This is a genomic window from Mesorhizobium sp. IMUNJ 23232 (assembly GCF_044326205.1).
Classification (GTDB): domain Bacteria; phylum Pseudomonadota; class Alphaproteobacteria; order Rhizobiales; family Rhizobiaceae; genus Kumtagia.
Genome location: NZ_JBIRCY010000040.1, coordinates 37890 through 60778, shown reverse-complemented (window position 1 = coordinate 60778; position 22889 = coordinate 37890). Strand labels below are relative to the sequence as shown.

30 protein-coding genes and 1 tRNA gene are annotated in these 22889 nt (G+C 59.0%); 14 read left to right on the top strand and 17 right to left on the bottom strand.

The window, feature by feature from the left end:
- Nucleotides 1-118: 118 nt before the first annotated feature.
- The 4 genes from ACH196_RS25350 to ACH196_RS25335 all read right to left on the bottom strand — a co-directional run bounded on the left by ACH196_RS25350 (nucleotide 119) and on the right by ACH196_RS25335 (nucleotide 3261).
- Nucleotides 119-361 (bottom strand): hypothetical protein, encoded by a 243-nt coding sequence (locus tag ACH196_RS25350; protein ID WP_396649705.1) that lies wholly within the window; start codon nucleotides 359-361, stop codon nucleotides 119-121.
- Between the two features lie 352 nt (nucleotides 362-713).
- Nucleotides 714-983, bottom strand: a complete 270-nt coding sequence (locus tag ACH196_RS25345) for a hypothetical protein (RefSeq protein ID WP_396649704.1) — start codon at nucleotides 981-983, stop codon at nucleotides 714-716.
- Between the two features lie 399 nt (nucleotides 984-1382).
- Nucleotides 1383-2636, bottom strand: coding sequence for a tyrosine-type recombinase/integrase (locus ACH196_RS25340; RefSeq protein ID WP_396649703.1), 1254 nt, complete (start codon nucleotides 2634-2636; stop codon nucleotides 1383-1385).
- A complete protein-coding gene (locus tag ACH196_RS25335; RefSeq protein ID WP_396649702.1) occupies nucleotides 2617-3261 on the bottom strand; it encodes a hypothetical protein in 645 nt (214 codons plus the stop codon). The genes ACH196_RS25340 and ACH196_RS25335 overlap by 20 nt, the downstream gene beginning before the upstream one ends.
- Before the next feature lie 115 nt (nucleotides 3262-3376).
- Here ACH196_RS25335 and ACH196_RS25330 point away from each other — a divergent pair, with 115 nt between their 5' ends.
- The 8 genes from ACH196_RS25330 (at nucleotide 3377) to ACH196_RS25295 (ending at nucleotide 6465) form a co-directional block, all read left to right on the top strand.
- Complete coding sequence (locus ACH196_RS25330) at nucleotides 3377-3571, top strand: DNA-binding protein (RefSeq protein ID WP_396649701.1); 195 nt, start codon at nucleotides 3377-3379, stop codon at nucleotides 3569-3571.
- Entirely contained in the window at nucleotides 3571-3783 is a 213-nt protein-coding gene (locus tag ACH196_RS25325) for a hypothetical protein (protein WP_396649700.1), read from the top strand. Before ACH196_RS25330 ends, ACH196_RS25325 begins: the two co-directional genes overlap by 1 nt.
- A complete protein-coding gene (locus ACH196_RS25320) occupies nucleotides 3780-4022 on the top strand; it encodes a hypothetical protein (protein WP_396649699.1) in 243 nt (80 codons plus the stop codon). The genes ACH196_RS25325 and ACH196_RS25320 overlap by 4 nt, the downstream gene beginning before the upstream one ends.
- A 130-nt stretch (nucleotides 4023-4152) precedes the next feature.
- Nucleotides 4153-4437, top strand: a complete 285-nt coding sequence (locus tag ACH196_RS25315) for a hypothetical protein (protein ID WP_396649698.1) — start codon at nucleotides 4153-4155, stop codon at nucleotides 4435-4437.
- A complete protein-coding gene (locus ACH196_RS25310; protein ID WP_396649697.1) occupies nucleotides 4434-4745 on the top strand; it encodes a hypothetical protein in 312 nt (103 codons plus the stop codon). Before ACH196_RS25315 ends, ACH196_RS25310 begins: the two co-directional genes overlap by 4 nt.
- A gap of 76 nt (nucleotides 4746-4821) precedes the next feature.
- Nucleotides 4822-5772: a hypothetical protein gene (locus ACH196_RS25305; protein WP_396649696.1), complete on the top strand. Its 951-nt coding sequence runs from the start codon at nucleotides 4822-4824 to the stop codon at nucleotides 5770-5772.
- Between the two features lie 9 nt (nucleotides 5773-5781).
- Complete coding sequence (locus tag ACH196_RS25300; RefSeq protein WP_396649695.1) at nucleotides 5782-6099, top strand: DUF6074 family protein; 318 nt, start codon at nucleotides 5782-5784, stop codon at nucleotides 6097-6099.
- A 15-nt stretch (nucleotides 6100-6114) separates the two neighbouring features.
- The gene (locus tag ACH196_RS25295; RefSeq protein ID WP_396649694.1) at nucleotides 6115-6465 is read left to right on the top strand and encodes a hypothetical protein; all 351 of its coding nucleotides are present in this window, start codon (nucleotides 6115-6117) and stop codon (nucleotides 6463-6465) included.
- Between the two features lie 80 nt (nucleotides 6466-6545).
- Here ACH196_RS25295 and ACH196_RS25290 read toward each other — a convergent pair whose 3' ends face one another.
- The 8 genes from ACH196_RS25290 to ACH196_RS25255 all read right to left on the bottom strand — a co-directional run bounded on the left by ACH196_RS25290 (nucleotide 6546) and on the right by ACH196_RS25255 (nucleotide 13200).
- Nucleotides 6546-9890 (bottom strand): metallophosphoesterase, encoded by a 3345-nt coding sequence (locus ACH196_RS25290; RefSeq protein ID WP_396649693.1) that lies wholly within the window; start codon nucleotides 9888-9890, stop codon nucleotides 6546-6548.
- A gap of 246 nt (nucleotides 9891-10136) precedes the next feature.
- Nucleotides 10137-10475 carry a hypothetical protein gene (locus ACH196_RS25285; RefSeq protein WP_396649692.1) on the bottom strand — a complete coding sequence of 113 codons (339 nt, stop codon included), beginning with the start codon at nucleotides 10473-10475 and terminating at the stop codon, nucleotides 10137-10139.
- 203 nt (nucleotides 10476-10678) lie between these two features.
- The gene (locus ACH196_RS25280; RefSeq protein WP_396649691.1) at nucleotides 10679-10903 is read right to left on the bottom strand and encodes a hypothetical protein; all 225 of its coding nucleotides are present in this window, start codon (nucleotides 10901-10903) and stop codon (nucleotides 10679-10681) included.
- The gene (locus tag ACH196_RS25275) at nucleotides 10878-11051 is read right to left on the bottom strand and encodes a hypothetical protein (RefSeq protein WP_396649690.1); all 174 of its coding nucleotides are present in this window, start codon (nucleotides 11049-11051) and stop codon (nucleotides 10878-10880) included. The genes ACH196_RS25280 and ACH196_RS25275 overlap by 26 nt, the downstream gene beginning before the upstream one ends.
- Nucleotides 11048-11236 carry a hypothetical protein gene (locus ACH196_RS25270; protein WP_396649689.1) on the bottom strand — a complete coding sequence of 63 codons (189 nt, stop codon included), beginning with the start codon at nucleotides 11234-11236 and terminating at the stop codon, nucleotides 11048-11050. The genes ACH196_RS25275 and ACH196_RS25270 overlap by 4 nt, the downstream gene beginning before the upstream one ends.
- Entirely contained in the window at nucleotides 11233-12273 is a 1041-nt protein-coding gene (locus ACH196_RS25265; protein WP_396649688.1) for a phage major capsid protein, read from the bottom strand. The genes ACH196_RS25270 and ACH196_RS25265 overlap by 4 nt, the downstream gene beginning before the upstream one ends.
- A 158-nt stretch (nucleotides 12274-12431) precedes the next feature.
- Entirely contained in the window at nucleotides 12432-12926 is a 495-nt protein-coding gene (locus ACH196_RS25260; RefSeq protein WP_396649687.1) for a hypothetical protein, read from the bottom strand.
- A 197-nt stretch (nucleotides 12927-13123) separates the two neighbouring features.
- Nucleotides 13124-13200: transfer RNA gene (locus ACH196_RS25255), tRNA-Met, on the bottom strand.
- A gap of 499 nt (nucleotides 13201-13699) precedes the next feature.
- On the opposite strand from ACH196_RS25255, the gene ACH196_RS25250 reads away from it, so the two are divergent.
- The gene (locus ACH196_RS25250) at nucleotides 13700-14653 is read left to right on the top strand and encodes a Gfo/Idh/MocA family protein (protein ID WP_396649686.1); all 954 of its coding nucleotides are present in this window, start codon (nucleotides 13700-13702) and stop codon (nucleotides 14651-14653) included.
- Between the two features lie 47 nt (nucleotides 14654-14700).
- Here the strand turns inward: ACH196_RS25250 and mnmA are convergent, their stop codons facing one another.
- On the bottom strand, nucleotides 14701-15888 hold the full coding sequence (gene mnmA / locus ACH196_RS25245) for a tRNA 2-thiouridine(34) synthase MnmA (RefSeq protein WP_396649685.1): 1188 nt from the start codon (nucleotides 15886-15888) through the stop codon (nucleotides 14701-14703).
- Nucleotides 15889-16483: 595 nt separating this feature from the next.
- Here mnmA and ACH196_RS25240 point away from each other — a divergent pair.
- Together ACH196_RS25240 and ACH196_RS25235 are read left to right on the top strand one after the other, a co-directional pair.
- Nucleotides 16484-16906: a hypothetical protein gene (locus tag ACH196_RS25240; protein WP_396649684.1), complete on the top strand. Its 423-nt coding sequence runs from the start codon at nucleotides 16484-16486 to the stop codon at nucleotides 16904-16906.
- Nucleotides 16907-17177: 271 nt separating this feature from the next.
- Nucleotides 17178-17453, top strand: coding sequence for a DUF1153 domain-containing protein (locus ACH196_RS25235; protein ID WP_026227425.1), 276 nt, complete (start codon nucleotides 17178-17180; stop codon nucleotides 17451-17453).
- 29 nt (nucleotides 17454-17482) lie between these two features.
- On the opposite strand, the gene epmA is transcribed toward ACH196_RS25235, so the two are convergent.
- Nucleotides 17483-18526 (bottom strand): EF-P lysine aminoacylase EpmA, encoded by a 1044-nt coding sequence (gene epmA, locus ACH196_RS25230; RefSeq protein ID WP_396649683.1) that lies wholly within the window; start codon nucleotides 18524-18526, stop codon nucleotides 17483-17485.
- 116 nt (nucleotides 18527-18642) lie between these two features.
- On the opposite strand from epmA, the gene efp reads away from it, so the two are divergent.
- Nucleotides 18643-19209: an elongation factor P gene (gene efp, locus ACH196_RS25225; protein ID WP_396649682.1), complete on the top strand. Its 567-nt coding sequence runs from the start codon at nucleotides 18643-18645 to the stop codon at nucleotides 19207-19209.
- Between the two features lie 78 nt (nucleotides 19210-19287).
- On the opposite strand, the gene ACH196_RS25220 is transcribed toward efp, so the two are convergent.
- Complete coding sequence (locus tag ACH196_RS25220) at nucleotides 19288-20214, bottom strand: NADP-dependent oxidoreductase (protein WP_396649681.1); 927 nt, start codon at nucleotides 20212-20214, stop codon at nucleotides 19288-19290.
- 89 nt (nucleotides 20215-20303) lie between these two features.
- Here ACH196_RS25220 and ACH196_RS25215 point away from each other — a divergent pair, with 89 nt between their 5' ends.
- Complete coding sequence (locus ACH196_RS25215) at nucleotides 20304-20693, top strand: winged helix-turn-helix transcriptional regulator (RefSeq protein WP_396649680.1); 390 nt, start codon at nucleotides 20304-20306, stop codon at nucleotides 20691-20693.
- A 46-nt stretch (nucleotides 20694-20739) separates the two neighbouring features.
- On the opposite strand, the gene ACH196_RS25210 is transcribed toward ACH196_RS25215, so the two are convergent.
- Together ACH196_RS25210 and ACH196_RS25205 are read right to left on the bottom strand one after the other, a co-directional pair.
- Nucleotides 20740-21189, bottom strand: a complete 450-nt coding sequence (locus ACH196_RS25210) for a paraquat-inducible protein A (protein WP_396649679.1) — start codon at nucleotides 21187-21189, stop codon at nucleotides 20740-20742.
- 102 nt (nucleotides 21190-21291) lie between these two features.
- Nucleotides 21292-21672: a flagellar export protein FliJ gene (locus ACH196_RS25205; protein ID WP_396649678.1), complete on the bottom strand. Its 381-nt coding sequence runs from the start codon at nucleotides 21670-21672 to the stop codon at nucleotides 21292-21294.
- Between the two features lie 447 nt (nucleotides 21673-22119).
- Between ACH196_RS25205 and ctrA the strand changes: the two genes are divergently transcribed.
- Entirely contained in the window at nucleotides 22120-22815 is a 696-nt protein-coding gene (ctrA, locus tag ACH196_RS25200; RefSeq protein ID WP_349003330.1) for a response regulator transcription factor CtrA, read from the top strand.
- The last annotated feature ends 74 nt before the right edge of the window (nucleotides 22816-22889 follow it).

Genomic DNA, 22889 nt, shown 5'->3' with positions numbered 1-22889 from the left:
GGTGGCGGTTGCGATCAGAGCATTCGTGGCGTTTGAGATGGCGGGCATTTATTGCTGCCATGGTAAGAAAAGCACATCGATACGCTGAGCGGCGCTGCGACGGGTTGGCTGGACACTACTAAAGAGGACTTAGCTTCGTCGCGCGGAGGCCGTAGGAAGAAGGCGGAAACCGCGGGTCTTGTTTGGCCCTCGTTGGTTTCTTCGGCGTACCCAGCATATCCGCGATGTCGCCAATCGCATCCAAGACGGCAAGTTGCCTAACCTCTCCGCTCTCAGTTGCCCCGAACTTGAACACCGTGCCGATTTTCGGGCCGGGGATTGCTTCTGTGACACGCGCCATGTTCACCAGCACCTCAGCCATGTCCTTTCGGGTCAGTATGAGCCACATTTGTCAGCGTCCCTTGAGATATCTCGATGCTATCTCGCACGTGCGAACAAATAGGTGAAGCCAAAAAAGCCCGCCGCGCCGAGGGAGACGCGTCGGGCTCCAACGCAGGGTAACCCCCACGCCCTCGCAGCGATGGTGCGGCAGCGCTGCGATCAGCGACCCGAACATAGGGAAAGGAATAAAGTTCCGTATTGCAAACAAAAAAAACCCACCGGTCCGGCGGCGGGGTGGCTCGGAACAGCGGGCTGTATTGCCTGAGGCGGTAATCTCTACATGTCCGCCATGTGATTCTGCAATGAACGGGTAAACGAACCCTTATCAGAGTTTAGTTTTTGAGAATCTGCGTTTGATTGTGCGCCCGTAGAATATCGCCAGAATCGATGTATGCCATTTCCAGCAAATGCCAGAGAAACTGCATTCGCTCAGCCTCGGAGATATCCCTCAATTCGCGAAGCATTCCATGGAGATATCGCAACTTTTCGGTATTTGACCTTTGATCCGCTTGCACTGCGGTTCCTCCAGGCGCCCCCTTCAAGGGTGTATTTGGTTGATCTACGCGGAGAGGTGAAGGTTGGATCATCTTGCGGTTGTTCATGGCGCCTCGCAGAGGTTCAAGCTGGGCGGCGAGTTCGATCCCAGTCGTCTGCGCCTAGCAATATTGACGTCAAACTACCTAGAGCGCGTGCGGCGAAAAACCTAGCAATATCAACGGCCGAAAACCTGGTGTCGGATTTGGCAAGTCCCCAGCTTTGGAGAATGTGCCCCTGTAGAGAGCGAAAACGGCTGCTGTAACGGTCAAAGCCCGCACAAGATTTTGCTCAAAAAGCCCGGAAATGCTGGGCTTTTGAGGGCTATTGAAAAACCAGGGAGAATGTTTTGCCATCGGCGATGGTAGCGGAGGAGGGACTCGAACCCCCGACCCCAGGATTATGATTCCTAGTCAAACCCTTGCAGCACAAGGCTTCAGGCGCTCTATGTCGCATCCTTGTCGCACTCATTTTAGCATGGCCGCTTCTGCCGTGGCGAGTTCGTCCGCATCGTCGCCGCGCGGGAACAAATGCCCATAAGTATCCATTGTCTGGATAATGGAGCTATGCCCCATTCTTTCTTGGACAGTCTTCGGCAATAACCCTAAACCACCGTCAGACTTACTGTTTATAAGCCAGCTAGCAAAGAAATGACGGAAAGCATGAAGCCCGTTATATTTCGCTGACATAACCTGATTCCCGTCCTTGTCGCGGATCGGTGTACCACCCTTATCCAGCTTCGGCTTGGTGATTCCCGCCTCGATTTGCAGCGGTTGCAGACCGCGCTTCACGATATTGGAGTAGCTTTCGATATGGCCTTTTCCGTTAGGGAACACATAGTGCAATTCCTTCACCGGCTTTCCGTCGGCGTCCATTTCAGGAGTGGCGCGTCGCGGACATGCCAGCCGCCATTCCTTCAACGTGTTAATTACAATCGGCGGGACGGGAATCGACCGCTCACCGGATTCTGATTTTGGCCGGCCGATCTCGTTGAACTCGTCGGCGCGCTGAGTGACGTTGATCTCGCGCTTTTCGACACTCAAGTCTTCCCAACGCAAGCCGCGCAGTTCCGAAGAGCGCATGCCCGTGAAAATCAACGTTATGACGAACGGTCGCCAGCGGCCATTCGCGGCCGCAATCATGGCCTTGGCTTCTTCACGCGTCGGAATATCGACGCCGACGCGGAGCTTCCGCTTCTGTCGCTTCTCGGCTTGCCGTTCTTTGCCGTTCCGGTTCCTGCGCATATCCCTAACAGGGTTGCGTGTCGCCAGTCCCCGCTCTTGCGCGTCAGCGAGGATCCCACCCAGTGAAACGAGAACCTTCTTCACCATCGCAGCGGAGCGGCCTTCGCTACGCAACCTGTCTTCGAATGAGCGTATGCCTGGAACGTTTAAATGTGAAAGCAGAGTCTGGCCGATCAGCGGCTCGATATGGTGATCTATATGCCGCTGGCGCTGTGCAATGGTACTGCGTTCCAGACCGCTGACCTTGCCGGTAACAACCCAGAATGAAGCAGCCGTGCTGACTGTCACGCTTGCGCTATCCGCAACGTGAACGCCTTCGCGAACTTCAACACCGGCTGTGACGGCGAAGCTATCGGCGTCCTTTTTCTTGTCGAAGGTTTTCAGCCGGCGCGTACCTTTGACGTCTCGGTAGTCGGCCACCCAGCCCGATTTCTTGTCTCCGCTCGCCGTTATCCATTCACGTTTCCGGACCGACATCTCGTCCTCCCTTTCCAGCCTTCCTAGCCCGCGAGGCGTACACACGACATCTATCTCGACAATAGATGGCGGTATCCCGCCTATTCGTCATAGGGCCGATTAAGAACAATTCCTGGCAATGCGCACACTTGCGGAGTGTGGCCCCAGCTTCACCTGCTGCGGCAACTTCCATTGCCATAAACGCGTAAAGCGACGGGGCGCTCATGATCACCCGTGCTTTGCCGCTGTCGAAGAACTCAAAAACGGGCTTCAAGCGGATGTCATGAAGCACGGCTTCGATATGAGAACGGTTTCTGTTTTGCCGCTCACCGGCCAACGCAAAGAGCGCGAGTTCCAGATAGTCGGTGTCTGTTAGATACCTGTAGACGGGGCGATATTTCAGATCGCCGAACCCGAATGGATCACCGTACAGCGAGACGAAAGTTAGGAGATCGTCGTCGGTTCGGCAGTTGATGTACTTCAGGGCGATTGGGTTTTCGAGATTGATTGAACGCAAGGCGATGTCCACGTCGCCGCCTTCGGCGACAACGCATTCGTATTGGGCCGATTCCACATCTGGCCATGGGCGCCGCTCCAGCACGACCTTACCTTTCGGCTTCTTCCATTCCAGTAAGATCGGAATCATCTGGGCCTGTTACGCTAAAAATCTCAGTCGTGGTATGGCATAGGCTACAGCGTTCTCCAAAAGCTGGCAACCTGCTACGGATGGTTACGACGAATTTTCTTTTTGGGGTAACAACGTGAGCGTTGAATCGGAACCTGATCTGGTTTGGGGTGCCAAGGCCATCGGTGTGGCTATCAATCGTAATGAGCGCCAAACCTTTCACATGCTTGAAGCAGGAAGGCTGCCGGCGCGTAAGGTTGCAGGCCGCTGGGTTGGCTCTCGCAAAAAGCTGTTGGCGCATGTCACCGGCGACAATGGCGAGGACAAATAATGGATATTCGTCAGATCCCCGCCAAGCTGGGCGGCACTCCCGCCATCGATCACCAATGGGCCTTCGTCATTGAGGTAGCCGCCGAGTTTTCGCGCCGCGAGGGCGTGCGCCTGTCGCCGCCTCAAATCGTTGGGGAGGCGCGCGCGGCGTGGGGCGTCACCACAGCGGAAGCACTCGTGGTGCTGTCGGATATCAAAGAGGCGCAGGTATGAGCGCGCTGGACCAGCTATCGGAGCGCATCCGAAAAATTGTTTGCACGGTTGCCGACAAAACCCGCGCCATGGAGATGATTGAGCACGAGTTGAAACAGGCCGCAATCGCGGTCGATGTTCCCGTAGTTGCGATGGATATGACCTACACCCGGCACATTCTCCAGATGCCGCTTGATAGGCGCATCCGCGAGGTGAAAAAGAACGGGCACCACGTACCTGACGAATGGGTGGCGCCGTGAGCACCGTTGCCACCACCACCGCCCGCAAGCGCCGGCATTGCCAAGGCTTCCATCGTGATGGTTGTCACGCCCATGGCATGCTTCCCGGTAAAGTATGCGCGCGCGGCTCTACACTGACGGGGGTGGCGTTATGACCAACGCTCGCACCTCCATTCAGGCGCTTGCCACCCGCGCCGGCATCGCAATGGCTGAGACCGCCTTTGCCGCCAGGCCCGGCCATTGGACGCGCCCGGGTATCCAACTCGCCGCGATGAGTGCCGCCGCGTCGGAGATGCTTCACCTCTGCATTCCGACGGCCTTCATGGATGAAGCACCTCAACTCTGCGGCCTGATGTTTGAGGTCTACATCGCCGCGATGACAAAGCGGCTCGCCGAACTCGCCCAGCTTCCTCCGCTTGAAGGGGGCGCTGAATGAAGGCGCCCCAGCCCTCTACGCTCTTCATGTACTCCCGGATGCAGCGTGGCGACATCGCGGCCCGTGGCGACCGCGTCGCAAAATTGCCGCCCCGTCTCAGACAGGGTGCCATCGATAACCATGTCGCGAACTATCGCGCCGCTCTGGTCGAAGACGGTTTCAAGGGCGAAGAACTCGACCGCGCCATGACGACCATACGCCGGATCCTCGATGCAGCCTTAGGGGAAGCTCTCGACATGGCCCGTGCCGAGCGTTCTCCAGCGCTTCTCGCGCTGGCGCGTCGCAAAGGCGTGCGCACACCAACATGAAAAAGCCAGCGCCTTTGTGGGTGACGCCCCGGCGCTGGCTCATTCGATCGATCCACATCCCTAAGCGAATAGCGATATGAAACACGAGAATACCTCACATTTCGGCGATCAGGCAAGCCCGGCGCCAGAACCGGATCTCCGCCCTAAAAGCAAACCGAAAGCTCGCAAGGAAGCCGGCAAGAAACCGGTTATCCCGCCCCGCAAAAAGAAACCGAAGATCCCCAGCGATATCGCGCGGCCTGTGAAGTGGCCAAAGGACGCCGCAGGACAGCGCGATGCCCGCGATAAATGGATGGATGATTGTACCGAGGCCATGGTTGTGGATGACCTAGCCTACCGTGTTCTCTGGCCGATCTTCAGCACCTTCAATTGGGAATGGCTCAACACCATAATTCCCAACTCCGAACTTTCCCGCCGTTGCAGGCGTAGCGAGAGTGTCTGTGGCCGTGGACTCGCCACGGTGGCTCGTGCGGGATGGATCATCATTCTGATTTCGAAATACACCGACGATGACGGCAACGTGAAATCGCTTCGCCGCATCAGACTTGCCCGTCCGTCATCGTTCAAGCCGAAGCCGAAGCCGAAGCCGGAAGCCGTCGATGCAAACGGTGCATCGCCCGACGCAAACTGTGCATCCGAGAATGCAAACTGTGCATCGGCGAATGCACAGCAGGACGAGTATACCCCTGAAAGAATAACCCCTGAATCTAAAACCCCTGCTCTTAAAACCCCTGAAAAGGAAAGGACGCCTAGCGGCGGTTTTGATTCTGAGTTGCTTCAGGAAGCCTTTGACACCCGGCTCTTTGAACACCCCTTCATGGATTCCGATATCTCGAATATCGAAGTGCAGGGCCACAACCGCAAGGCGGCCGAAAACATGGCTATGGCGAGGTGGATCAAAGAGCACTGGGTTCGCGACCCGTACGTACCGAACCAAGATATCGAGGCCGACTACAAGGCCATGGATCCAGCCGAAAAGAAGTGGCTACGCGCCGAGCTTCTGAGGCGCAAAGATGATTGGTGTTAAGGTGATGCCATGAAAGACGAAACCGATCTCCCCCTTTTCGCATGGACGCCGCCGCCGTGCCAAATAATCGCTTTCCCCCAGGCAAAGCGTATCGGCAAGGTGCGCCATGTCGTCGGCAAGCTGGAAAACCAGAGCGAGAAACAGCGTCACAACTACTGGGGCGGCACCCTGTTCGAATTGGAGCGCAAACTGGAAGAAATCGGCTTCCCCGAAACGGTTATTGAAGCCGAAGTCGGCGCCTTCACCGACGCGGTCAACGCGGAAATCCGCCGCCGTGACGCCCGGCGCCATGCCACCCCGCGCCCCGGTGGAAATGACGCCGCCTAAGTAGAGTTTGATACCATGTGGGACACTCTCGACGTCGTCACCCTCGAAAGGCTCGTCGTGCTCCAGAAGGCGCGCGTCGCCGAAGCGCACAGCGCGCTCGCTAAGATCGAGGCAGCCTTAAAGGAAAAGCGCGGCGACGCCGAGATCGATACGCGTGTTTTCGATGACGAATGGGCGTTCTCTGCAAGGAACGTGATGTCGACCGGTGGCGCCGCCAAGCGCTACGGACTATCGAAAAGCCGTATTCGCGTCATCGCCAAGGAACACCGGCTGTGGGTGGCACAGATGCCGTTGGGGTTTGGCCGCAGTGCGAAACACTGGAAGCTGAGCAGGCCCCGCATGGATCTCGTAATGGGGGGACGCTAGGCGCCGATCTGATAACGGTTATCAGTTCGATGAACAGATACTGGGCATGCGCCCATAACACCTGTGAACCATCAACCATTCTATTTTGCTACCGAACTTGATTTATCCAGTAGCAAATCGTTGAGCGCAGTGCCAGTCACAACCGTAACCCTGACGATAAAATATGCTCCATCACGATTGGCCTGTGTAATTCCTGCTGCGATTAGATCGCGCACCACTTTCCGCAACGACGCAAGATACTTCATTTCTTTGTGCTCGCGGCCATTCAGCCGCCAGATAAATGAACTTCGTCGGAACAGATTAAGGAGATTGGCGCGGTCTCCAGCCCTCTCAAATACACGCCATAGGGCCTCGTGACATTTGTCGAAGAGATCAAACAGGCGTTCATTGTACAGAAAGTGGTAAGCCTCGATGAGGCGCGTCTTTTCCTCCCCGGTCAGAGTGGACTCGGCGCCAGAAAGATTCGCCAGATCGATAATTGCACGAGCAGAGTTGTAGTAATCTCCACTCGTTCGTGCATCTTTAGTGATTTCCTTCAATGCCTCATAAGTGTTCTCTCCCCGCAGGGCTCCATTCCGAGCCAATTCCAAACGAATGTTATTCGTCAGTGTGTGAGCTTTCTTTTGCACAGACTGCCGCAATAGCTTCCTCAATTCAGATTCTCGTTCCGCCTCGTCTTCGATTTGCTCAGCAATAATAACCTTTCCATGCAGGGCTGCATTGCTATGCCGATTTATGGAGATTGTGTGCTTTGCTGCGTCGACGGCATTCTTCTCGTCTCCTAGGCTGTCGTAACACATTGCCAGAGAAAGAGCGGCTTGTTGTCTATCAGATCTATCCAGTTTAGTCTCGTCCAACTTCAAAAGGACATCGCGCGCTTCTTGAGCGCTGCCTGTCATTCTAAGGCTACGTGCATACTCGTAGTTAAACTTCGTAAGCTCCTTATCATACTTACTGTGGTCGGAGATCAGGTGAACCATATCTTCGCAGAGGCTTACGACTGCTCTAAAATGATCGCCGTCTGCCAAGGCGTCGACGAATGCGAGCGCTAATCGGATCGCGCTTTCGATGTCGGCGGTAATCCCGGAATCCAAACTTCGTCTCGTAACGCGAAGGATGAGAGTGCAAGAATTTTGGATTTCGTAACCGGGGCAGAACGCCTCTCGAACTCTCTTCCCAGTCGGAGAGTTTCGTATCGATCCAGAAGTCCAATCCTCGCCAAAATATAGATTGATCGCCTTGCGGTCCGTCGACGACGCTACCTCGTCGCTCATGGTCTCGCGTACGAAGTCGCGAACGGGACGCGGCACTACGAGGGCCTTATCAGTGGAATCAGTATTAACATCGAGGGCGGTAAGCCCGACTGTATCAATCAACGATTTTTCGAGGAGCGCCCGTGCATGAATCGGACCGAGGGGATGGACACCAAGGAAGCGCTTAAGCCGGGTCAGCTGTTCACCTTGGGGAAGTGCGGCGAGTGCCAATAACAATTCGTAGGCTCGCTGTTCGGCTCTATCCTGTGACTGCTGCAACTCCCGGACGCTTGTGACAAGGGCCTGTGGGGCTCCAGCCAGAGCATTCCCGGTGGCGCCAAAGTCAGGGTTGGAGGCTATGAGATCCTCCAGCGACACGATTTCAAGGTCTCTGAGCGCGTCGTCAATCCGGGTTGGTACACCATCTGTATGGCGGAACAGCTTCGACGCTGCGTCTGGCTTTCCGTATCGACTTCCGCCGATTTCGCTTTCGCTGGCGTATGTGGCCACATCCGGTTCTTCGAGGGCCCTCAGCTCGACAATTTGGTATGCGGTCACGCGAGGTCGCCGCCTGCTACGAATTATCACGCGCGTTTGGCTTGCGAAGTCGGCAATGGTGGAAGCTAGAGCCTCTATATCCGGCTGCAATTCCGGGTGAGCGGCGAGATCGATGTCATCGAGGATTAAGATCGTGGGTCCAACATTGGCGATAGCCTCACAGATCTGCTGAAAACTGGCATTCAAACGTGTTTGGAGCGCATCGAAGAATGACTTTCGTTCCCTAAATTCGCTGAAGTCTAAGCTAAAAACACATTCGGCCTGAACGCCAATTTTATCTCGGATCGAACTAACGAAGCCGTCTAAACCCATGCCCCAATCCGCGGAAATCCAAACAATTCGCGCTTTGGATAGAGCATGGAGACATGTTTCTTGTTCCACTCGCCTAACATTACGATGTGCGCGAGCCTCTCCGGTTGCGAAAAGAGTCGCGGTAAGATCAAAAGGTGGAAGCTGGCCGAGTTCGAGATCTGTCGAAGTTGAAGTGGTATAAGACTCGACTGTAACCCCCAAGGTGGCAGTTTTCTCGATCTCATACGTTACACTGAAGGAGCCGCTTTCCTCGTCGAGGTCTTGTTCGGCATCTCTATCTAATTTATCCCGGCCACTGGTAGTGGTAATCCTTCGTCGCGGCCAACTAATCAACGTCCGCTTACACAATTTCATCCTAATTTCATTTACCGAGTATCCTTGAATGCGCTCAAACTCTCCATCACCTGTTCTTTCAAGGCCAAACAGAGAGGCAGCTTGCATACTCAGCCGGTTTGGACTGCCCGCATGCTTCAAGGTAAGGGTGTCTGGTTGATGCATGTGTCCGAAAAGGTGAGCATCGAACCGCCCCGGCGGATTAACGTCATTTTCCCATGTCGACGGCCGATTCGAATGAAGCCAATTTGCGGGTTGGTGCGTGACGAGCAGATTTACTTGATTTGCCCCCACCCATTCGTCAGGCCGGTCCTCGGTCACATTCAGAATTTGACGCGCGTCCACATGAAGCTCTCCCTGGTAGTTGCCCTGCGTTAGCTGTAGCCACGTCGAGTTGAGGCCGACAACGCCGATCTTACCGGACTTGGTCGTAACTAGGTAAGAGCTATCACCGGGGAGTAGTCCATTTCTCGTCGGAGGGACATGAATCTTCTTTTCAATCGCTCGGTCGCGCCATTCGGAATAGTTTGCGAATACGCCAGACAGAAAAGATCGGTAACTGTCTCCTTCATTGTCCCAAAAGCCAGCCCGCAGTTCGGGGTTGCTCCAGAACTGTTTGAGAGCTACAGATTCAGGTTTTAAGTTTGAGGGCCGCACTAGGTCATGATTGCCGGGCACCGTAATGACCATCGGTGCATCTTGCGATCTCGAAATTCGATCCAAAATTTCGTCTAAAACTTCATCAAATTGGGAGAATTCTTCCTTTTTTCCCTGTTGAGCAAGATCACCTGAAAAAATTAGTAAATCGATCTTGCCTGTCCTACGCAGCAGGTCGTCGAGATCCTTTAGGAAAATCGTTTTAAAGCGAGGCCATAGTTGGTTCTGATAGCGCACGCCAACATGAAGGTCACTCAGATGTAGCCAGCGCACGAGCGAGTCTTCGCTGCTAGTTGTATCGTCAGTCGCCATTCTGCCTCGATTTCCGGTGTGGTTGCCCAGCATTCAGTGAGTCGGCCCCCCACGTAGGACGCATATATCACCATCAATTCGAGTGAGTGTCGCGATTTTTTATATAGATGTTAACGAGCGAAGCCGGGGCGATAGTGGTGCCGAAGCAAGTGCGGATCAACACCTTGAACACGTCCGAGATATGAGTAGTGCTCCAATTGCGCTTGAAGTTTGCACCCGCTCGCCCGAAACGAACTGTCCCGCACGTCAGGCGCGTGACTCCGCACTTACACCGAGGCGATCTGCCAGAGAAATCGAAAGTTTCGTGGCCGCGCCGATCTCGCGCGAGAGCGACAAGATAAAACCTTTCGAGGCTGCGAAATCGCTGTTCTTGCGCAGTTCCGCGCGAAGCATTTTACGCAGAACAACAATCCTCCCGCGTGTGAAAATATAATCGCACAGCATATCGACATCCGGCGCTTTTACCGGACGCCCGCTTGCATTCTGTGCCTCTAGAAGCCTTATGAAATGGTTTTTCTCGGCCCGCGTCATGCCTGTCGGCGGGGTCAAGACATCGATGTTCTGGGGTGCTTCCGGTGTCGTCATGGGATTGGTCGCTTAAAGATTCTGGGAAATTTCCGTCCCGGTTTAAAATAAATCGGAATGGCCCGCCGTGTGGTCAAAGTTCTCTTGCCGCCATTGGATGGCACCCACCCCCCTAGGGTGATCACGGCGACCACGGCGGTCGTCCACACCGCAGCCGCCGCGACCCAGTCGGCATCAAGGACGCTCACGCATGCCGGCTGATCTCAGTTCCCTTCGCGTCTGATCGTCCCGTGCTGCGCTTCAACGAGGCGAGTAACCACACGGTGCAGTTCAAGCAGCCGTTGTTGGTTACGCTCCGCCTGTTCGCGGGAGCGGGCAACGGCGCCGGCCAACGGCCCGACGCTTTCGGCGACGATTTTTGTGACGGCTTCTCCAATGACCGAGTGGACAAGTTGCAATTCTTCAGGCGTCATTTCCTTGCCTTTCATGGATATCCCGCAACGCGCGCATCTGATCTTCCAACCGCTCCAAGCGGAGGCGCAAAGGCTCCACGACACGCAGGACGTAACGGCTCACCAAATCCGCGACGTCCGCCGACAGATCCCGCTCAAACTCTTCCTGCTGCTCCGGTGTCACGGTGCTGCCTCCTGCTTGCCGGCAGGGACGCGGAGCCGTGGCTTGGGCTGGGCCGCTGCCAGCGCCTCCAGCGCATTGAGGCGCGCAGCAAGCGCAGCGATGGAGCGCTGCTGCTCTGCGGCCTGCTCACGCATGGTGTCGGCCACGACTTCCAAAATCGTTTCTACCACGCGCTGATCGATCATGACGACGCCTCTTGCCCCCACTCGATATCGGTGAGGATGCCAAGGGCATCGGGCGCACCTACGGCGGCGCCATAGATCCCGGTGACCGCGATCCCCACGCTATTCGTCTGCCACAATGAAACCTGCTGAGCGCCGGTCCCGGTGACGGCATTGTTGGTAGGTGTGTCCGACATCTCGACGGTGCCGTGACGGCTGACATCAAGCACGATGGACTCGATATCGGCTGCGATCTTGTCGCCGTTCAACAGCACGAGAGTGCCGGCAGGAAGCCCGGACGACACCGCAAATGGCAGGCCGAAGAATTCGCTGAGACCTTCCGGCGAAGTCCCGCCATGGTGATCGTCAACCATGACGGCGGCATTGGCGACGTCGACACTGGCAACGAAGGCAAGTCGGCCCTGCCCATCGTTGATCGCATTGAGCAAGGCTTGGACGTCGGCGCGGATATCGTCGGGGCCCGGCCCTGACGAAGGGAACTGGGTGGTGCCACTGGTCACCAGCGCCTCGTAGAAGCCGACATCAATCGCCTGAGCGATGCTGCGGCGGAGGACGCGGCTCAAAAACGCCTGACTGGCCGCGCTCTGAGATTCAACGATATCGCGACTAACCACGACAAGCGCGCCAACCTTGCGCGGGGTGAGCGAATCGCCATTGAGCGTGATCTTCCCCACAGGGCGAGCGTGTCCTTCCTCAATGGCGCCGGCTACGATCCCGGTTGCTGTGGCGCCTACACGGCTACGCAGGGGCGCCCGTGTGAGCACGCCCGCATCGACAAGAGCGGCGAATGCAGAGCGCCCCCCAAGCTGTTGCAGAAACGTCGTGGTGGCGCCGGGCAGATCTGCGAGACCACCAGCCCATGCCGCATCGCCAATCGTTCCGGCAGGAACGGCGGCTTTCAGCAGTTCAACGACGGGCGTCGGGGCGTGGTTCTGTTCGGCCAAGATGGCGGCAACGGATGGGCTTCCGTTTGCCTTGGCGAGATAGTGGGCCAGGGCGACGTGCACCCCGGCATGGCTGGATTGATAGTGAAGGTTCATGCGACACCCCATCTTCTGTAGGGTATCGTTTTCGAGATCCGGGACTCTTGGTGCTAGTGGCTCAATCGCGCGTAACGCCAGTGCGCGGCACAAAAAATATCTGAAAAAGAAAAAGCCGGGGCGCGCCCCGGCTCATAAGGCCATAGAGATCGATAGGGCTATCTCGCGATTCGAAGTGCGGCACGCATATCCTGATCATCCATATCAGTGCTTGGTCGCCAGTTCCGATATTGTCGGTCCACGAGCTTGGCTTCGTGCGGGTATAAAATGCTGCCGTAATCGAGACCGCGGATTGTCGCAGCGAACACTGGGACCAGATCGGGGCGGCTATCCTGTAATTCCTTACCCACGATCTCAACGGCGCCGTCGAGTTCCGCCTTCCAGTGCATTGGGTTCGTCGCGACGGCATCCGAGGCTACCCGGCGAAGCTTCGCGAGGGAGGTGCGCACCTCCAGTTCATCCATGCTCTCGCGATAATTCAATCCGCGATTACGAGCGTCATCCATGAACCGATTGTAGTCCCGCATGTATCCGGCATCGCTGCCGAACTGAATCTCCTCGCAAATGTATTGGAGCACATGCACCAAGCCGAGGAGCAGGACGAACCATACCGGCCAGAGCCAGAGGATTTGAAACCACGATAGACCGAGCATTTCTTAGGTTCCTTTTCCGTTGTGAGCAAAGGGAATCCGGACCGAATCCATGTCGCGTTCATGTCGCACGGAGTCGCCGGGAATTTCGGGGAATCGTTGAAAACACAGGGAAATTAGTCGCAACATGATGCGACATGAAATGGCCGCTACGGCAGCCATCACTGGATGGTAAGATATTGAATCTACTAGGAAATTTTTGGTAGCGGAGGAGGGACTCGAACCCCCGACCCCAGGATTATGATTCCCGTGCTCTAACCAACTGAGCTACTCCGCCAAAGCCGCAGCGGGCGCAAACTGCGCCGCAAGCAAAGGCAGCGGCGGTATAGGGGCGGCGGGCAGCGCCTGTCAAGCGCGCGGCGGCATCGAAGATGCGAGCCGGGCAGGATGCGAGTCGCGGAGGCGGGATCTCGCGGGACGGGGCCGTGATGAAGACGCTGCTTCCCCCAGCAAGTCACGCGAAAATTCCGCTGCTTGCTTCCGCCGGATACCGCCATCGACTTTGGACGCCATCCCAAGCGGAGTCTGTTCGGGGCAACGGACTTCGAGTTCCCGGCTTCAACGGATGGCGGAGGTAGTTGCCCGGCATCAGGCGATTGTGCGGGCAGTCGGTCCCGGCTTTCCCTTGCCGGTGAGCGTCGCTGCCGTTGGTGAAGCGACGTTTTCGGCTGAAATCAATCGTGCATGGCATGGACTTGAGTTCAAATGCGCGCGTGGCTATGTCTGCCCGGCCAGATTGTCCGCCAGCAGATGCCCGCCCCAGAGTTTTCGATTTGATGAAGCCAAGCATCGCCGTCCTGGGTTGCGGATACTGGGGGGCGAACCATGTCCGTACGCTGAAGGGTCTGGGCGTCCTCACCGCCGTCTCCGACGTCAACGCCGCGCGCGCCGAAGGTTTCGCCGTCGAGCACGATTGCCTGGCGATTGCACCGTCGGAACTGTTTTCGCGTGACGATGTCGACGCCGTGGTGATGGCGCTGCCGCCGCAGTTCCATGCCGAGCAGGCGGTGCGCGCCGTCGAGGCTGGGAAGGACGTGCTGGTCGAAAAACCGATCGCGCTCACCGTTCCCGACGCCGAGCGCGCGGTGGCGGCAGCCGAACGGAACGACCGCATCTTCATGACCGGCCATGTGCTGCGTTTCCATCCGGCCTTCGAAAAGCTGAAGGCGCTGATCGACGACGGCGAGCTGGGTGTCGTAAAATACATCCATTCGCACCGGCTCGGCCTCGGCAAATTCCATACGGAAAACGATGCGCTGTGGGATCTGGCGCCGCACGATCTGTCGATGATTCTCGCCATTACCGGCCAGGCGCCGACGGATGTGCGCGGCGAGGGCGCAGCACTTCTCGATCGGCTCAGCGACTTCGCCCATCTGCACATGCATTTTCCGGGCGGCCTGCGCGGCCACCTTTTCACCTCGCGGCTCAACCCATACCGCGAGCGTCGGCTGACGGTGGTCGGCACCAAGGCGATGGCGGTGTTCGACGATGTCGAGCCATGGGAGCGAAAACTCGCCGTTTATCGCCACGAGGTCTGGCAGGACAGCGGGCAATGGCTCGCCACCACCAACGAGCCCACCTATGTGCCGGTCGAGGACGGCATGCCGCTGACGCGCGAGCTGGAGCATTTCATCCACTGCATCCAGACCCGTGAGCCGCCGCGCACCAGCGGCGAGGAAGGCATCGAGGTGCTGCGCATCCTGACCGCCGGGACGATCGCGCATACCTGACGCAACGATCGGCAGACCGTCGAGGCTGGCTTCAGCGGCAGGGCGGCCTACTCCGCGGCGATATGCGCGGGAGCGGCGAGCTTCGCCAGCATGGCCTCGGCCTGGGCGCCGCGCTCGGAGCGCTCGATAAAACCGCCGCCGAGCACGCGGGCCTCGTTGGAATCGTCGCCATAAAGCACGCAGGCCTGGCCGGGCGCGATGCCGGACTCGCCTTCGGCAAGTTCAACCCAGGTGACGCCGTTGCGGCGGTAGAGCATCGCCGGGCGGGGCGGCCGGGTCGAGCGGACCTTTGCGAAGAGTTCGATGCCCCGGGCGCCGGCCGCGTCGAGGTCCTCGTCTCCCAGCCAGTTCATGGCGCGCAGATAGACTTTTCTGGTCTCCAGCGCCTCGCGCGGGCCGACGATGACGCGGGCGCGCTCGGCGTCGAGATGCACGACATAGAGCGGCTCGCCGGATGCGATGCCGATGCCGCGGCGCTGGCCGATCGTGTAGCGCAATATGCCTTCGTGGCGGCCGAGCACGCGGCCGTCGATGTGGACGATCTCGCCGGGATTGGCGGCGGCGGGCTTCAGCTTCGAGATGATGTCGGAATATTTTCCCTGCGGCACGAAGCAGATGTCCTGGCTGTCCTGCTTGTCGGCGACAGTCAGGCCGAGGCCGGCGGCGATGGCGCGCACCTCCGGCTTGGACAGGCCGCCGAGCGGAAAGCGCAGATAGTCGATCTGCTCCTGCGTGGTGGCGAACAGGAAATAGCTCTGGTCGCGGTCGGCGTCGACCGGACGAAAAAGCGCCCGGTGCGCGCCGTTCGCACGGCTGCGGATATAGTGGCCGGTGGCGAGAGCGGCGGCGCCGAGGTCGCGCGCGGTCTCGAGAAGGTCGGCAAACTTGACCGTCTGGTTGCACGACACGCAGGGGATCGGCGTCTCGCCGGCGACGTAGCTTTCGGCGAAGGGGTCGATGACCGCCTTGCGGAATCGCTCCTCATAGTCGAGCACGTAATGCGGGATTTGAAGCGTCTCGGAGACGCGGCGTGCGTCGTCGATGTCGCGGCCGGCGCAGCAGGAGCCGGCGCGGTGTGTGGCGGCGCCGTGATCGTAAAGCTGCAGCGTCACGCCGACGACGTCGTAGCCTTCGCGCTTCAGGATGCCGGCGACCACCGACGAGTCGACGCCACCCGACATCGCCACGACGATGCGGGTGTCCTCGGGCCTTCCCGGCAGATCGAGGCTGTTCATGAGGCGTTTTCCAAGGTTTTGGACCGGCGTTTCATGCCAAGGACGCGAATATAGGTCAAGCAAAGCTTCGCCGCCACTCCTGTGCAACCATCGGGCGACCTGCCTTTTCCGCTGGAGCGCCCTGCGTGCAACCTCCTGCCCTCCGCTATCGCTTCCTGCCCTTTGGGCATTCAAAGCCTTTGAAAGGTCCACTGGATCCTTTCAATTCGCCCGATGGGCGAACCGGCATTTCACCGTTCGTCGTTAGAAGAGCGTTCGCAAGCTCGCCATTGGCTTTTCCTGGCCTTCGGCCAACACTTTTCACTGCCACGCTGCCCTTCGGCCCTGGCCATTTTCAAAGAACGCTCCTGCCGCGGAGGGAGAAGTCGGGAAGCGGGCGCAAAAAGCCTTGCCTCACTAGAATTGGATACGGCGCAGCTTCCTGCGCCCGCCGGCGATTTTTGGCCTCGTCCCGTTCCGCTTCGCCTTGCTCCGGCTCCGGCATTTTCGCCTCGGCTGGCCCGGTCTTAAGCACTCGTCCAGTGCGCCCCGACCGTAGTGTCGGGGGAGGAACCTTCGGACAAAACCTCCCCGGCCATGCCGCTTCGTCGGCAACATGACGGAGGCGCCGGTCTCTCCCCGCTTTCGAACGACTCCGGAAGCGTTCCCGGCGGGAGAAACTGCGGAGGATTATGCGGCAGGTTTTGGGGGCGGGGATGAGATCTGCGTAAATTTTTCAGAAGGCGCCCGCACCGAAGAATCGCCTTTGAGCGATTTCAATGGGTTGGCGAGGTTAAAAATCGCCTCGATAAAAAATTTCTTTCTGGCGGCGCATTTTTCATCCCCGTTTTGGCGGTTCATGGCCCCTTTCGGCGCCGCCGGAACATATTGTCAGCGGTATGGCGTGCATCCCAGGGTCTCCGCGACGGCCTTCGGCCTGCTTCGCCTTGAGATGACGGAAGTGCGGCGGGGCGACAATTCCGATCTCCTCCTCAGCCGTTTCACGCGGGGCGACTTCTTTGAAGATGACACCTTTTGACGGCTAAATGCAAAAGCAGTGGTGCAGGGCTAGGACCCCAGGTTGCTGCAAGCGACCTTCGCAACCCAAAAAGATCGAGGCGCAATCTTTCGCAAGTCATTGAACCTGCTTGCATGTTTGCGCGCCCGACGAAATCGTTAAAATTTTCTCACCGAGTGAAAGGAACTGTTGAGGCAGGTGTCCCTACGCTTGTCTGAGGTGCTTAGGCAATTTTTAAAGCTGTGGCGCTAGTCTGGGCACGATTAGGTCTGTGAATATTGTAGAGAGTACGATGACCGATCTGGTAAGGCCGCGTGTTAAGTATGTCATTGGGCCGGACGGCAGCCCTCTGACAATTGCCGATTTGCCGCCATCGAATACGCGCCGGTGGGTCATTCGCCGCAAGGCCGAGGTTGTTGCCGCCGTTCGGGGCGGGCTGCTCAGCCTCGAGGAGGCCTGCCAGCGCTACAAGCTGACCACCGAGGAATTTTTGTCCTGGCAGGCGTCGATCGACGAATACGGCTTGGCCGGCCTGCGCACCACGCGGATCCAGCAATACCGGCATTGATCGGCCGGCACCGCTTGCCTGCTCCTTAACTAATCAGCCACCGGCGTCCAGATCACGTCCTCGATGCGGCGCGCGCCGGTCGCCAGCATGACCAGCCGGTCGAAACCCAGCGCGATGCCGCTGGATTCCGGCATGAACGTCAGTGCGTTCAGAAAATCCTCGTCGATCGGATAGCGCTCGCCGTAGATTTTTTCCTTCTCGTCCATGTCGGCCGAAAACCGCCGGCGCTGCTCGTCGGGGTCGGTGAGCTCGCCGAAGGCATTGGCGAGTTCGACGCCGCAGCAATAGAGCTCGAAGCGTTCGGCGACACGCGGATCGCGGGGACTTGGGCGGGCAAGTGCGGCTTCCGGGATCGGGTATTCGTAGAGGATGGTGGCGCGGCCCTGGCCCAGCGCGGGCTCGACGCTTTCGACCATCACGCGGCTGACCAGGTCGGACCAGGTATCGTCGGGCGCGGTGCGCATGCCGGCTTGCGCGACGGCGGCATGCAGAGCATCGCGGTCGGTTTTGCCATCGGACGCTACCGTGGCCAGGAGGTCGATGCCCGCGTGACGCAGAAAAGCGTCGTTCACCGTCAGCCGTTCCGGCTCGGCGAAGGGATCGGCCTCGCGGTCGCGGAAGGCGAAATGTTTCGCTCCGGCCCGCTCGGCGGCGAGCGCCAGCAGCGCCGCGCAATCGTCCATCAATGTCTCATAGGTCTCGCCAACCCTGTACCACTCGATCATCGTGAATTCGGGATGGTGCAGGGGGCCGCGCTCGCGGTTGCGCCAGACCGGGCCAAAACTGAAGATGCGTTTCTCGCCGGCGGCGAGCAGCTTCTTGCAGGCGAACTCCGGCGAGGTGTGCAGATAGAGCGGCTGGCGCGTCGTGTCGGGGCGGACCGCCTCGGTGGCGAAGGCCGACAGATGCGTCTCGTTGCCGGGCGAGATCTGTAGCGACGTGGTCTCGACCTCGACGAAGTCGCGGCGCGCGAACCAGTCGCGCATGGCGGCGGCAATGGCGTTGCGCGCAAGCAGCCTTGGACGGCGATCGGCATGGACGTGCGGCGTCCACCAGGGCGAGGCTTCGGTCATGGAAGGGCGGTCTCCGTCGCTAAGGTGACTGGCGGCGGCCATAAAGATGTTGTAGGCCGCACGCAAACGCTTCTTCGGTCGGTTCGCTCCGACCTGTCTTGATTAGGATTGAGCCCGTGAAGGTGATCGCCAGTTCCCTGCGTAAAGGCAATGTCGTCGACAAGGACGGCAAGCTTTATGTCATCCTGTTCGCCGAGAACATTCACCCCGGCAAGGGCACCCCTGTGACCCAGCTCGACATGCGCCGCATTTCCGACGGGGTGAAAGTCTCCGAGCGCTACCGCACCACCGAGCAGGTGGAGCGCGCCCATGTGGAGGACCGTGAGCACACTTTCCTCTATGGCGACGGCGAGGGGTATCATTTCATGAACCCCGAGACCTATGAGCAGGTGGCGGTGCCGGCCGACGATATCGCCGACCAGGCGCCCTATCTGTCGGAGGGCATGGCGGTGCAGCTTTCGCTGCACAATGGCGTGGCGATCGCAATGGTGCTGCCGCAGCGCGCGACCTTCGAGGTCGTCGAGACGGAGCCGGTCACCAAGGGTCAGACGGCGTCGTCGTCCTACAAACCGGCGGTGCTGTCCAACGGCGTGCGCACCGCCGTGCCGCCGCATATCGGCGTCGGCACGCGTATCGTGGTGATGACCGCCGACGGGGCGTATGTGGAGCGCGCCAAGAACTGAGCGCCTGACCGGGCGATCCGGACCAATAAGCCGCCGACCTACTGTTCCGTTCTGCGAAGCCTGACGCCAGTGTAGCGCTCAGGCGGTCAGCACCACCTTGCCGATCGGCTTCGTGCCGAGGAAGGTGTGGGCTGCGCCGGCCTGTTCCAGCGGAAAAGCTTTTGCCACGTGCACCTTGAGCTTGCCGGCGTTGGCAAGTTTCGCGAGTTCCCCGAGCGCTGTTCCATCGGGACGCACGCCGACCCGCGCGAACCGTGCTCCGCTCCGGTCGATCTCCGCCTTGGCGGCGTCGCTCGGTGTCAGCAGCGCTGCGATGATGCCGCCAGGCCGTAGCGTCTTCAGCGACAGCGCCGCATGGTCGCCGCCAATTGGCTCAAGCACGATGTCGATGTCGCGAACGGCCGTCGTAAAATCGGTGGTGGTGTAGTCGATCACCTCGTCGGCGCCGAGCGAGCGGACGAAATCCAGTTTTTCCGTGCTTGCGGTGGCGATCACGTAGGCACTTTGCGCCTTGGCGATCTGCACGGCCAGATGGCCAACGCCGCCGGCGGCGGCATGGATCAGCACCCGGTGGCCCGCCTTGATATCGGCGGCGTCGACCAGCGCCTGCCAGGCGGTCAGGCCGGCAAGCGGCAGGCCGCCGGCCTGGTCGAAGTCGAGTGCCTTCGGCTTGGTCGCAAGCTGGTCGGCGGGTGCGACGGCATATTCGGCATAGGCGGCGGCCTGTTTTGGAAAATACGGCATGCCGAAAACGTCGTCGCCCGCCTTGAAGGCCGTGACGCCGTCGCCGACCGCCTCGACCGTGCCGGCGACATCCCAGCCGATGGTGAACGGCGGCTCGCCGAGCAGCGGATAGTAGCCGGCGCGCACCGCGACATCGACCGGGTTGACGCCAGCGGCCTTCACCTTGACCAGCACCTGGCCGGCGACAGGCCGAGGCGTAGGGACTTCCGATACAGTAAGGACTTCCGGTCCGCCGACGGTGGTCTGGACAATGGCACGCATCATGATCTCCTTGGGCTGATGATGACACTATCAATTGGAAAGTAATATCGGCTTGTCCAGTATGCACTATTTCGATATATATGCACCTTATGGATAGTGAAGATTGCGACAGGCCGTTCGGCTACGACGCCTACCGGCGTGACTGCATGTCCCACACCGTGCTGGAAATGCTGGCCAGCAAATGGGTCTATCTGGTGGTCGGCTCGCTCAGGCCCGGCCGGCGGCGCTATGGCGAGATCGCCCGCAAGGTGGAGGGCATCACGCCAAAAATGCTGACGCAGACGCTGCGCGTTCTGGAGCGCGACGGGCTGGTGCGGCGGGAAGTGTTCCCGGTGATACCGCCGCATGTCGAATACGAACTGACCGAGCTCGGGCAGAACCTTGCCGCGCTGCTTAACCAGATCCGGGCATGGGCGGAGCTTTATGCCCCCGAGATCCGGGAAGCGCGGGCGCGCGAAGGTATTTTGGAAGAAGTATAAAACCTCACCTTCAACGCTTGGAACATGCGCCGGCTGCCATGCGGCCTCAGTGTCCCGCAGCCCCGCGCTTCGCCAGTGTCGAGGCCGTTGCGGTCAGCACCGCCGAGGCGGCGAAGAACCAAAGTCCGGGCTTGCTGAATGCCGTGGCGACGCCGCTGGTCTTGGCCGCGAACACCACCAGCGCCACCAGCACCACATCCAGCATCGACCAGTTGGCGAGCGCTTTGAACCAGGCGGGAATGCGCGGCGAGTGCTTTTCCGCATAGGCGGCGCAGTGCAGGAGTACCAGCTTGAAGGCCGGGAAGACCAGCGAGAAGAGCCCGATGACGGCGGCGAGCAGGATATCGCCCTCGTTCCACAGGCCGCTGACGATGCCGATCAGCGACGGCTCGTCGGTGAAGACGAACAGCCTGTCGACCTGGATGAGCGGAAGGATGATGCCGAGCGCGAAGCAGAAAGTCGCGGCGAACAGGATGAGCGGAAGAAGCAGCGGCATATGAGCCGCTTTAGCCGATAGGCTGGCACCGGGGAAGCGTCGTCGGCAAGGTCATTTGCTTTGGACCGGAGTTCGTCGCTCCGGCGGGAGAGTCTGCGCCGTTCAGCCGATCATGGCGCTGCGGCCGTGATGGCTCTCCGCCTCGCGCATCTTGCCGTCGCGCGATTCCAGCATCTGCGCCTTGGAAAGCTCCGCTTCGGCCTCGCGCAGCAGGGCAAGCGCGGTGGTCCGCTGGTCGGCGAGGTCGCCTTGCGAGTTTTTCAGGTTGTCGCGGCGCTGCCGCGCGGCCTTGGCGAAGGTCGGATAGGCGAAATGATTGACGTCGGTGATGCCCGCCTTCTTCTCCTCGCTGCCGATCTGCACCTCGAGATCGTTCGCCATGCGCTCGAACTCGGCGATCATCATGTCCAGTTGCGCAAGCTGCCGGCGCTTTTCGTTCACCTGAAACTGCTTCAGCCGAACGAGGTTCTCACGTGACTTCATGTCCACACTCCGGAAACGCAACACAGACCCTAAACGCTTCGTCAGAAAACCGCTCGTTTCGCTCCGCCGGGATGCTCCTTAACGAAATGAAACGAAACCCTAAGAAATCTCGCGCGTGGTAACCATTCATTTACGCGCATTGTTAATCATACGCGTCAGGGCTTAAGGCGCGGTAAAAAAAATCCGGTTGTTTCCGGTTGAAGCCGAGTTGATGAGTCGAATGAGTCACTTGGGTCGGTTTGTTAACGTTCGGCGAAAGCCATTTCGAGGAATGATTCACGAATTGAATCAATGGTGTATACCCCAAGGCTGATAGGCGAACTTGCGACTTGCCAACCGGAATCAGGTTTTGTTAACCATTCGGTGGCAGCTTTGGGCCAGGCAATCACTGCTTCGGCACCGCATGGCTGGGCGAAAGCCGGTGCGGCAGCAGAAAAGGGGAATCAGATGCGCGTTCTGCTGATTGAAGACGACAGTGCGACGGCCCAGAGCATCGAATTGATGCTGAAGTCGGAGAGCTTCAACGTCTACACGACGGACCTCGGAGAGGAGGGCGTCGATCTCGGCAAGCTCTACGACTACGATATCATTCTTCTCGATCTTAACCTGCCCGACATGTCCGGCTACGAAGTGCTGCGGACGCTGCGGCTCTCTAAGGTGAAGACGCCGATCTTGATCCTTTCCGGCATGGCCGGCATCGAAGACAAGGTGCGCGGCCTGGGCTTCGGCGCCGACGACTACATGACCAAACCCTTCCACAAGGACGAACTCGTGGCACGCATCCACGCCATCGTCCGCCGTTCGAAGGGCCACGCCCAGTCGGTCATCGCCACCGGCGACTTGATCGTCAACCTCGACGCCAAGACGGTGGAAGTCGGCGGCCAGCGGGTGCATCTGACCGGCAAGGAATACCAGATGCTGGAGCTGCTCTCGCTGCGCAAGGGGACCACGCTCACCAAGGAAATGTTCCTCAACCACCTCTATGGCGGCATGGACGAGCCGGAACTGAAGATCATCGACGTCTTCATCTGCAAGCTGCGCAAGAAGCTCGACGCGGCCTCCGGCGGCCAGAATTTCATTGAGACCGTGTGGGGCCGCGGCTACGTGCTGCGCGAGCCGGAAGACATCCGCGAAAGCGCCTGAACGGAAAAGGCGGCCGGCCCGAAGATCGCCCCGCCTGAGCCTGCCAATTCCAACGAACCCGTCGAATAGCGTCG

Excerpts from the sequence above, each read along its gene's own strand:
- ACH196_RS25350 (WP_396649705.1), bottom strand. The coding sequence starts at position 361 with ATGGCTGAGGTGCTGGTGAACATGGCGCGTGTCACAGAAGCAATCCCC.
- ACH196_RS25345 (WP_396649704.1), bottom strand. The coding sequence starts at position 983 with ATGAACAACCGCAAGATGATCCAACCTTCACCTCTCCGCGTAGATCAA.
- ACH196_RS25340 (WP_396649703.1), bottom strand. The coding sequence starts at position 2,636 with ATGTCGGTCCGGAAACGTGAATGGATAACGGCGAGCGGAGACAAGAAA.
- ACH196_RS25335 (WP_396649702.1), bottom strand. The coding sequence starts at position 3,261 with ATGATTCCGATCTTACTGGAATGGAAGAAGCCGAAAGGTAAGGTCGTG.
- ACH196_RS25325 (WP_396649700.1), top strand. The coding sequence starts at position 3,571 with ATGGATATTCGTCAGATCCCCGCCAAGCTGGGCGGCACTCCCGCCATC.
- ACH196_RS25320 (WP_396649699.1), top strand. The coding sequence starts at position 3,780 with ATGAGCGCGCTGGACCAGCTATCGGAGCGCATCCGAAAAATTGTTTGC.
- ACH196_RS25315 (WP_396649698.1), top strand. The coding sequence starts at position 4,153 with ATGACCAACGCTCGCACCTCCATTCAGGCGCTTGCCACCCGCGCCGGC.
- ACH196_RS25310 (WP_396649697.1), top strand. The coding sequence starts at position 4,434 with ATGAAGGCGCCCCAGCCCTCTACGCTCTTCATGTACTCCCGGATGCAG.
- ACH196_RS25305 (WP_396649696.1), top strand. The coding sequence starts at position 4,822 with ATGAAACACGAGAATACCTCACATTTCGGCGATCAGGCAAGCCCGGCG.
- ACH196_RS25300 (WP_396649695.1), top strand. The coding sequence starts at position 5,782 with ATGAAAGACGAAACCGATCTCCCCCTTTTCGCATGGACGCCGCCGCCG.
- ACH196_RS25295 (WP_396649694.1), top strand. The coding sequence starts at position 6,115 with ATGTGGGACACTCTCGACGTCGTCACCCTCGAAAGGCTCGTCGTGCTC.
- ACH196_RS25290 (WP_396649693.1), bottom strand. The coding sequence starts at position 9,890 with ATGGCGACTGACGATACAACTAGCAGCGAAGACTCGCTCGTGCGCTGG.
- ACH196_RS25285 (WP_396649692.1), bottom strand. The coding sequence starts at position 10,475 with ATGACGACACCGGAAGCACCCCAGAACATCGATGTCTTGACCCCGCCG.
- ACH196_RS25280 (WP_396649691.1), bottom strand. The coding sequence starts at position 10,903 with ATGAAAGGCAAGGAAATGACGCCTGAAGAATTGCAACTTGTCCACTCG.
- ACH196_RS25270 (WP_396649689.1), bottom strand. The coding sequence starts at position 11,236 with ATGATCGATCAGCGCGTGGTAGAAACGATTTTGGAAGTCGTGGCCGAC.
- ACH196_RS25265 (WP_396649688.1), bottom strand. The coding sequence starts at position 12,273 with ATGAACCTTCACTATCAATCCAGCCATGCCGGGGTGCACGTCGCCCTG.
- ACH196_RS25260 (WP_396649687.1), bottom strand. The coding sequence starts at position 12,926 with ATGCTCGGTCTATCGTGGTTTCAAATCCTCTGGCTCTGGCCGGTATGG.
- ACH196_RS25250 (WP_396649686.1), top strand. The coding sequence starts at position 13,700 with ATGAAGCCAAGCATCGCCGTCCTGGGTTGCGGATACTGGGGGGCGAAC.
- mnmA (WP_396649685.1), bottom strand. The coding sequence starts at position 15,888 with ATGAACAGCCTCGATCTGCCGGGAAGGCCCGAGGACACCCGCATCGTC.
- ACH196_RS25240 (WP_396649684.1), top strand. The coding sequence starts at position 16,484 with ATGACGGAGGCGCCGGTCTCTCCCCGCTTTCGAACGACTCCGGAAGCG.
- ACH196_RS25235 (WP_026227425.1), top strand. The coding sequence starts at position 17,178 with ATGACCGATCTGGTAAGGCCGCGTGTTAAGTATGTCATTGGGCCGGAC.
- epmA (WP_396649683.1), bottom strand. The coding sequence starts at position 18,526 with ATGACCGAAGCCTCGCCCTGGTGGACGCCGCACGTCCATGCCGATCGC.
- ACH196_RS25220 (WP_396649681.1), bottom strand. The coding sequence starts at position 20,214 with ATGCGTGCCATTGTCCAGACCACCGTCGGCGGACCGGAAGTCCTTACT.
- ACH196_RS25215 (WP_396649680.1), top strand. The coding sequence starts at position 20,304 with ATGGATAGTGAAGATTGCGACAGGCCGTTCGGCTACGACGCCTACCGG.
- ACH196_RS25210 (WP_396649679.1), bottom strand. The coding sequence starts at position 21,189 with ATGCCGCTGCTTCTTCCGCTCATCCTGTTCGCCGCGACTTTCTGCTTC.
- ACH196_RS25205 (WP_396649678.1), bottom strand. The coding sequence starts at position 21,672 with ATGAAGTCACGTGAGAACCTCGTTCGGCTGAAGCAGTTTCAGGTGAAC.
- ctrA (WP_349003330.1), top strand. The coding sequence starts at position 22,120 with ATGCGCGTTCTGCTGATTGAAGACGACAGTGCGACGGCCCAGAGCATC.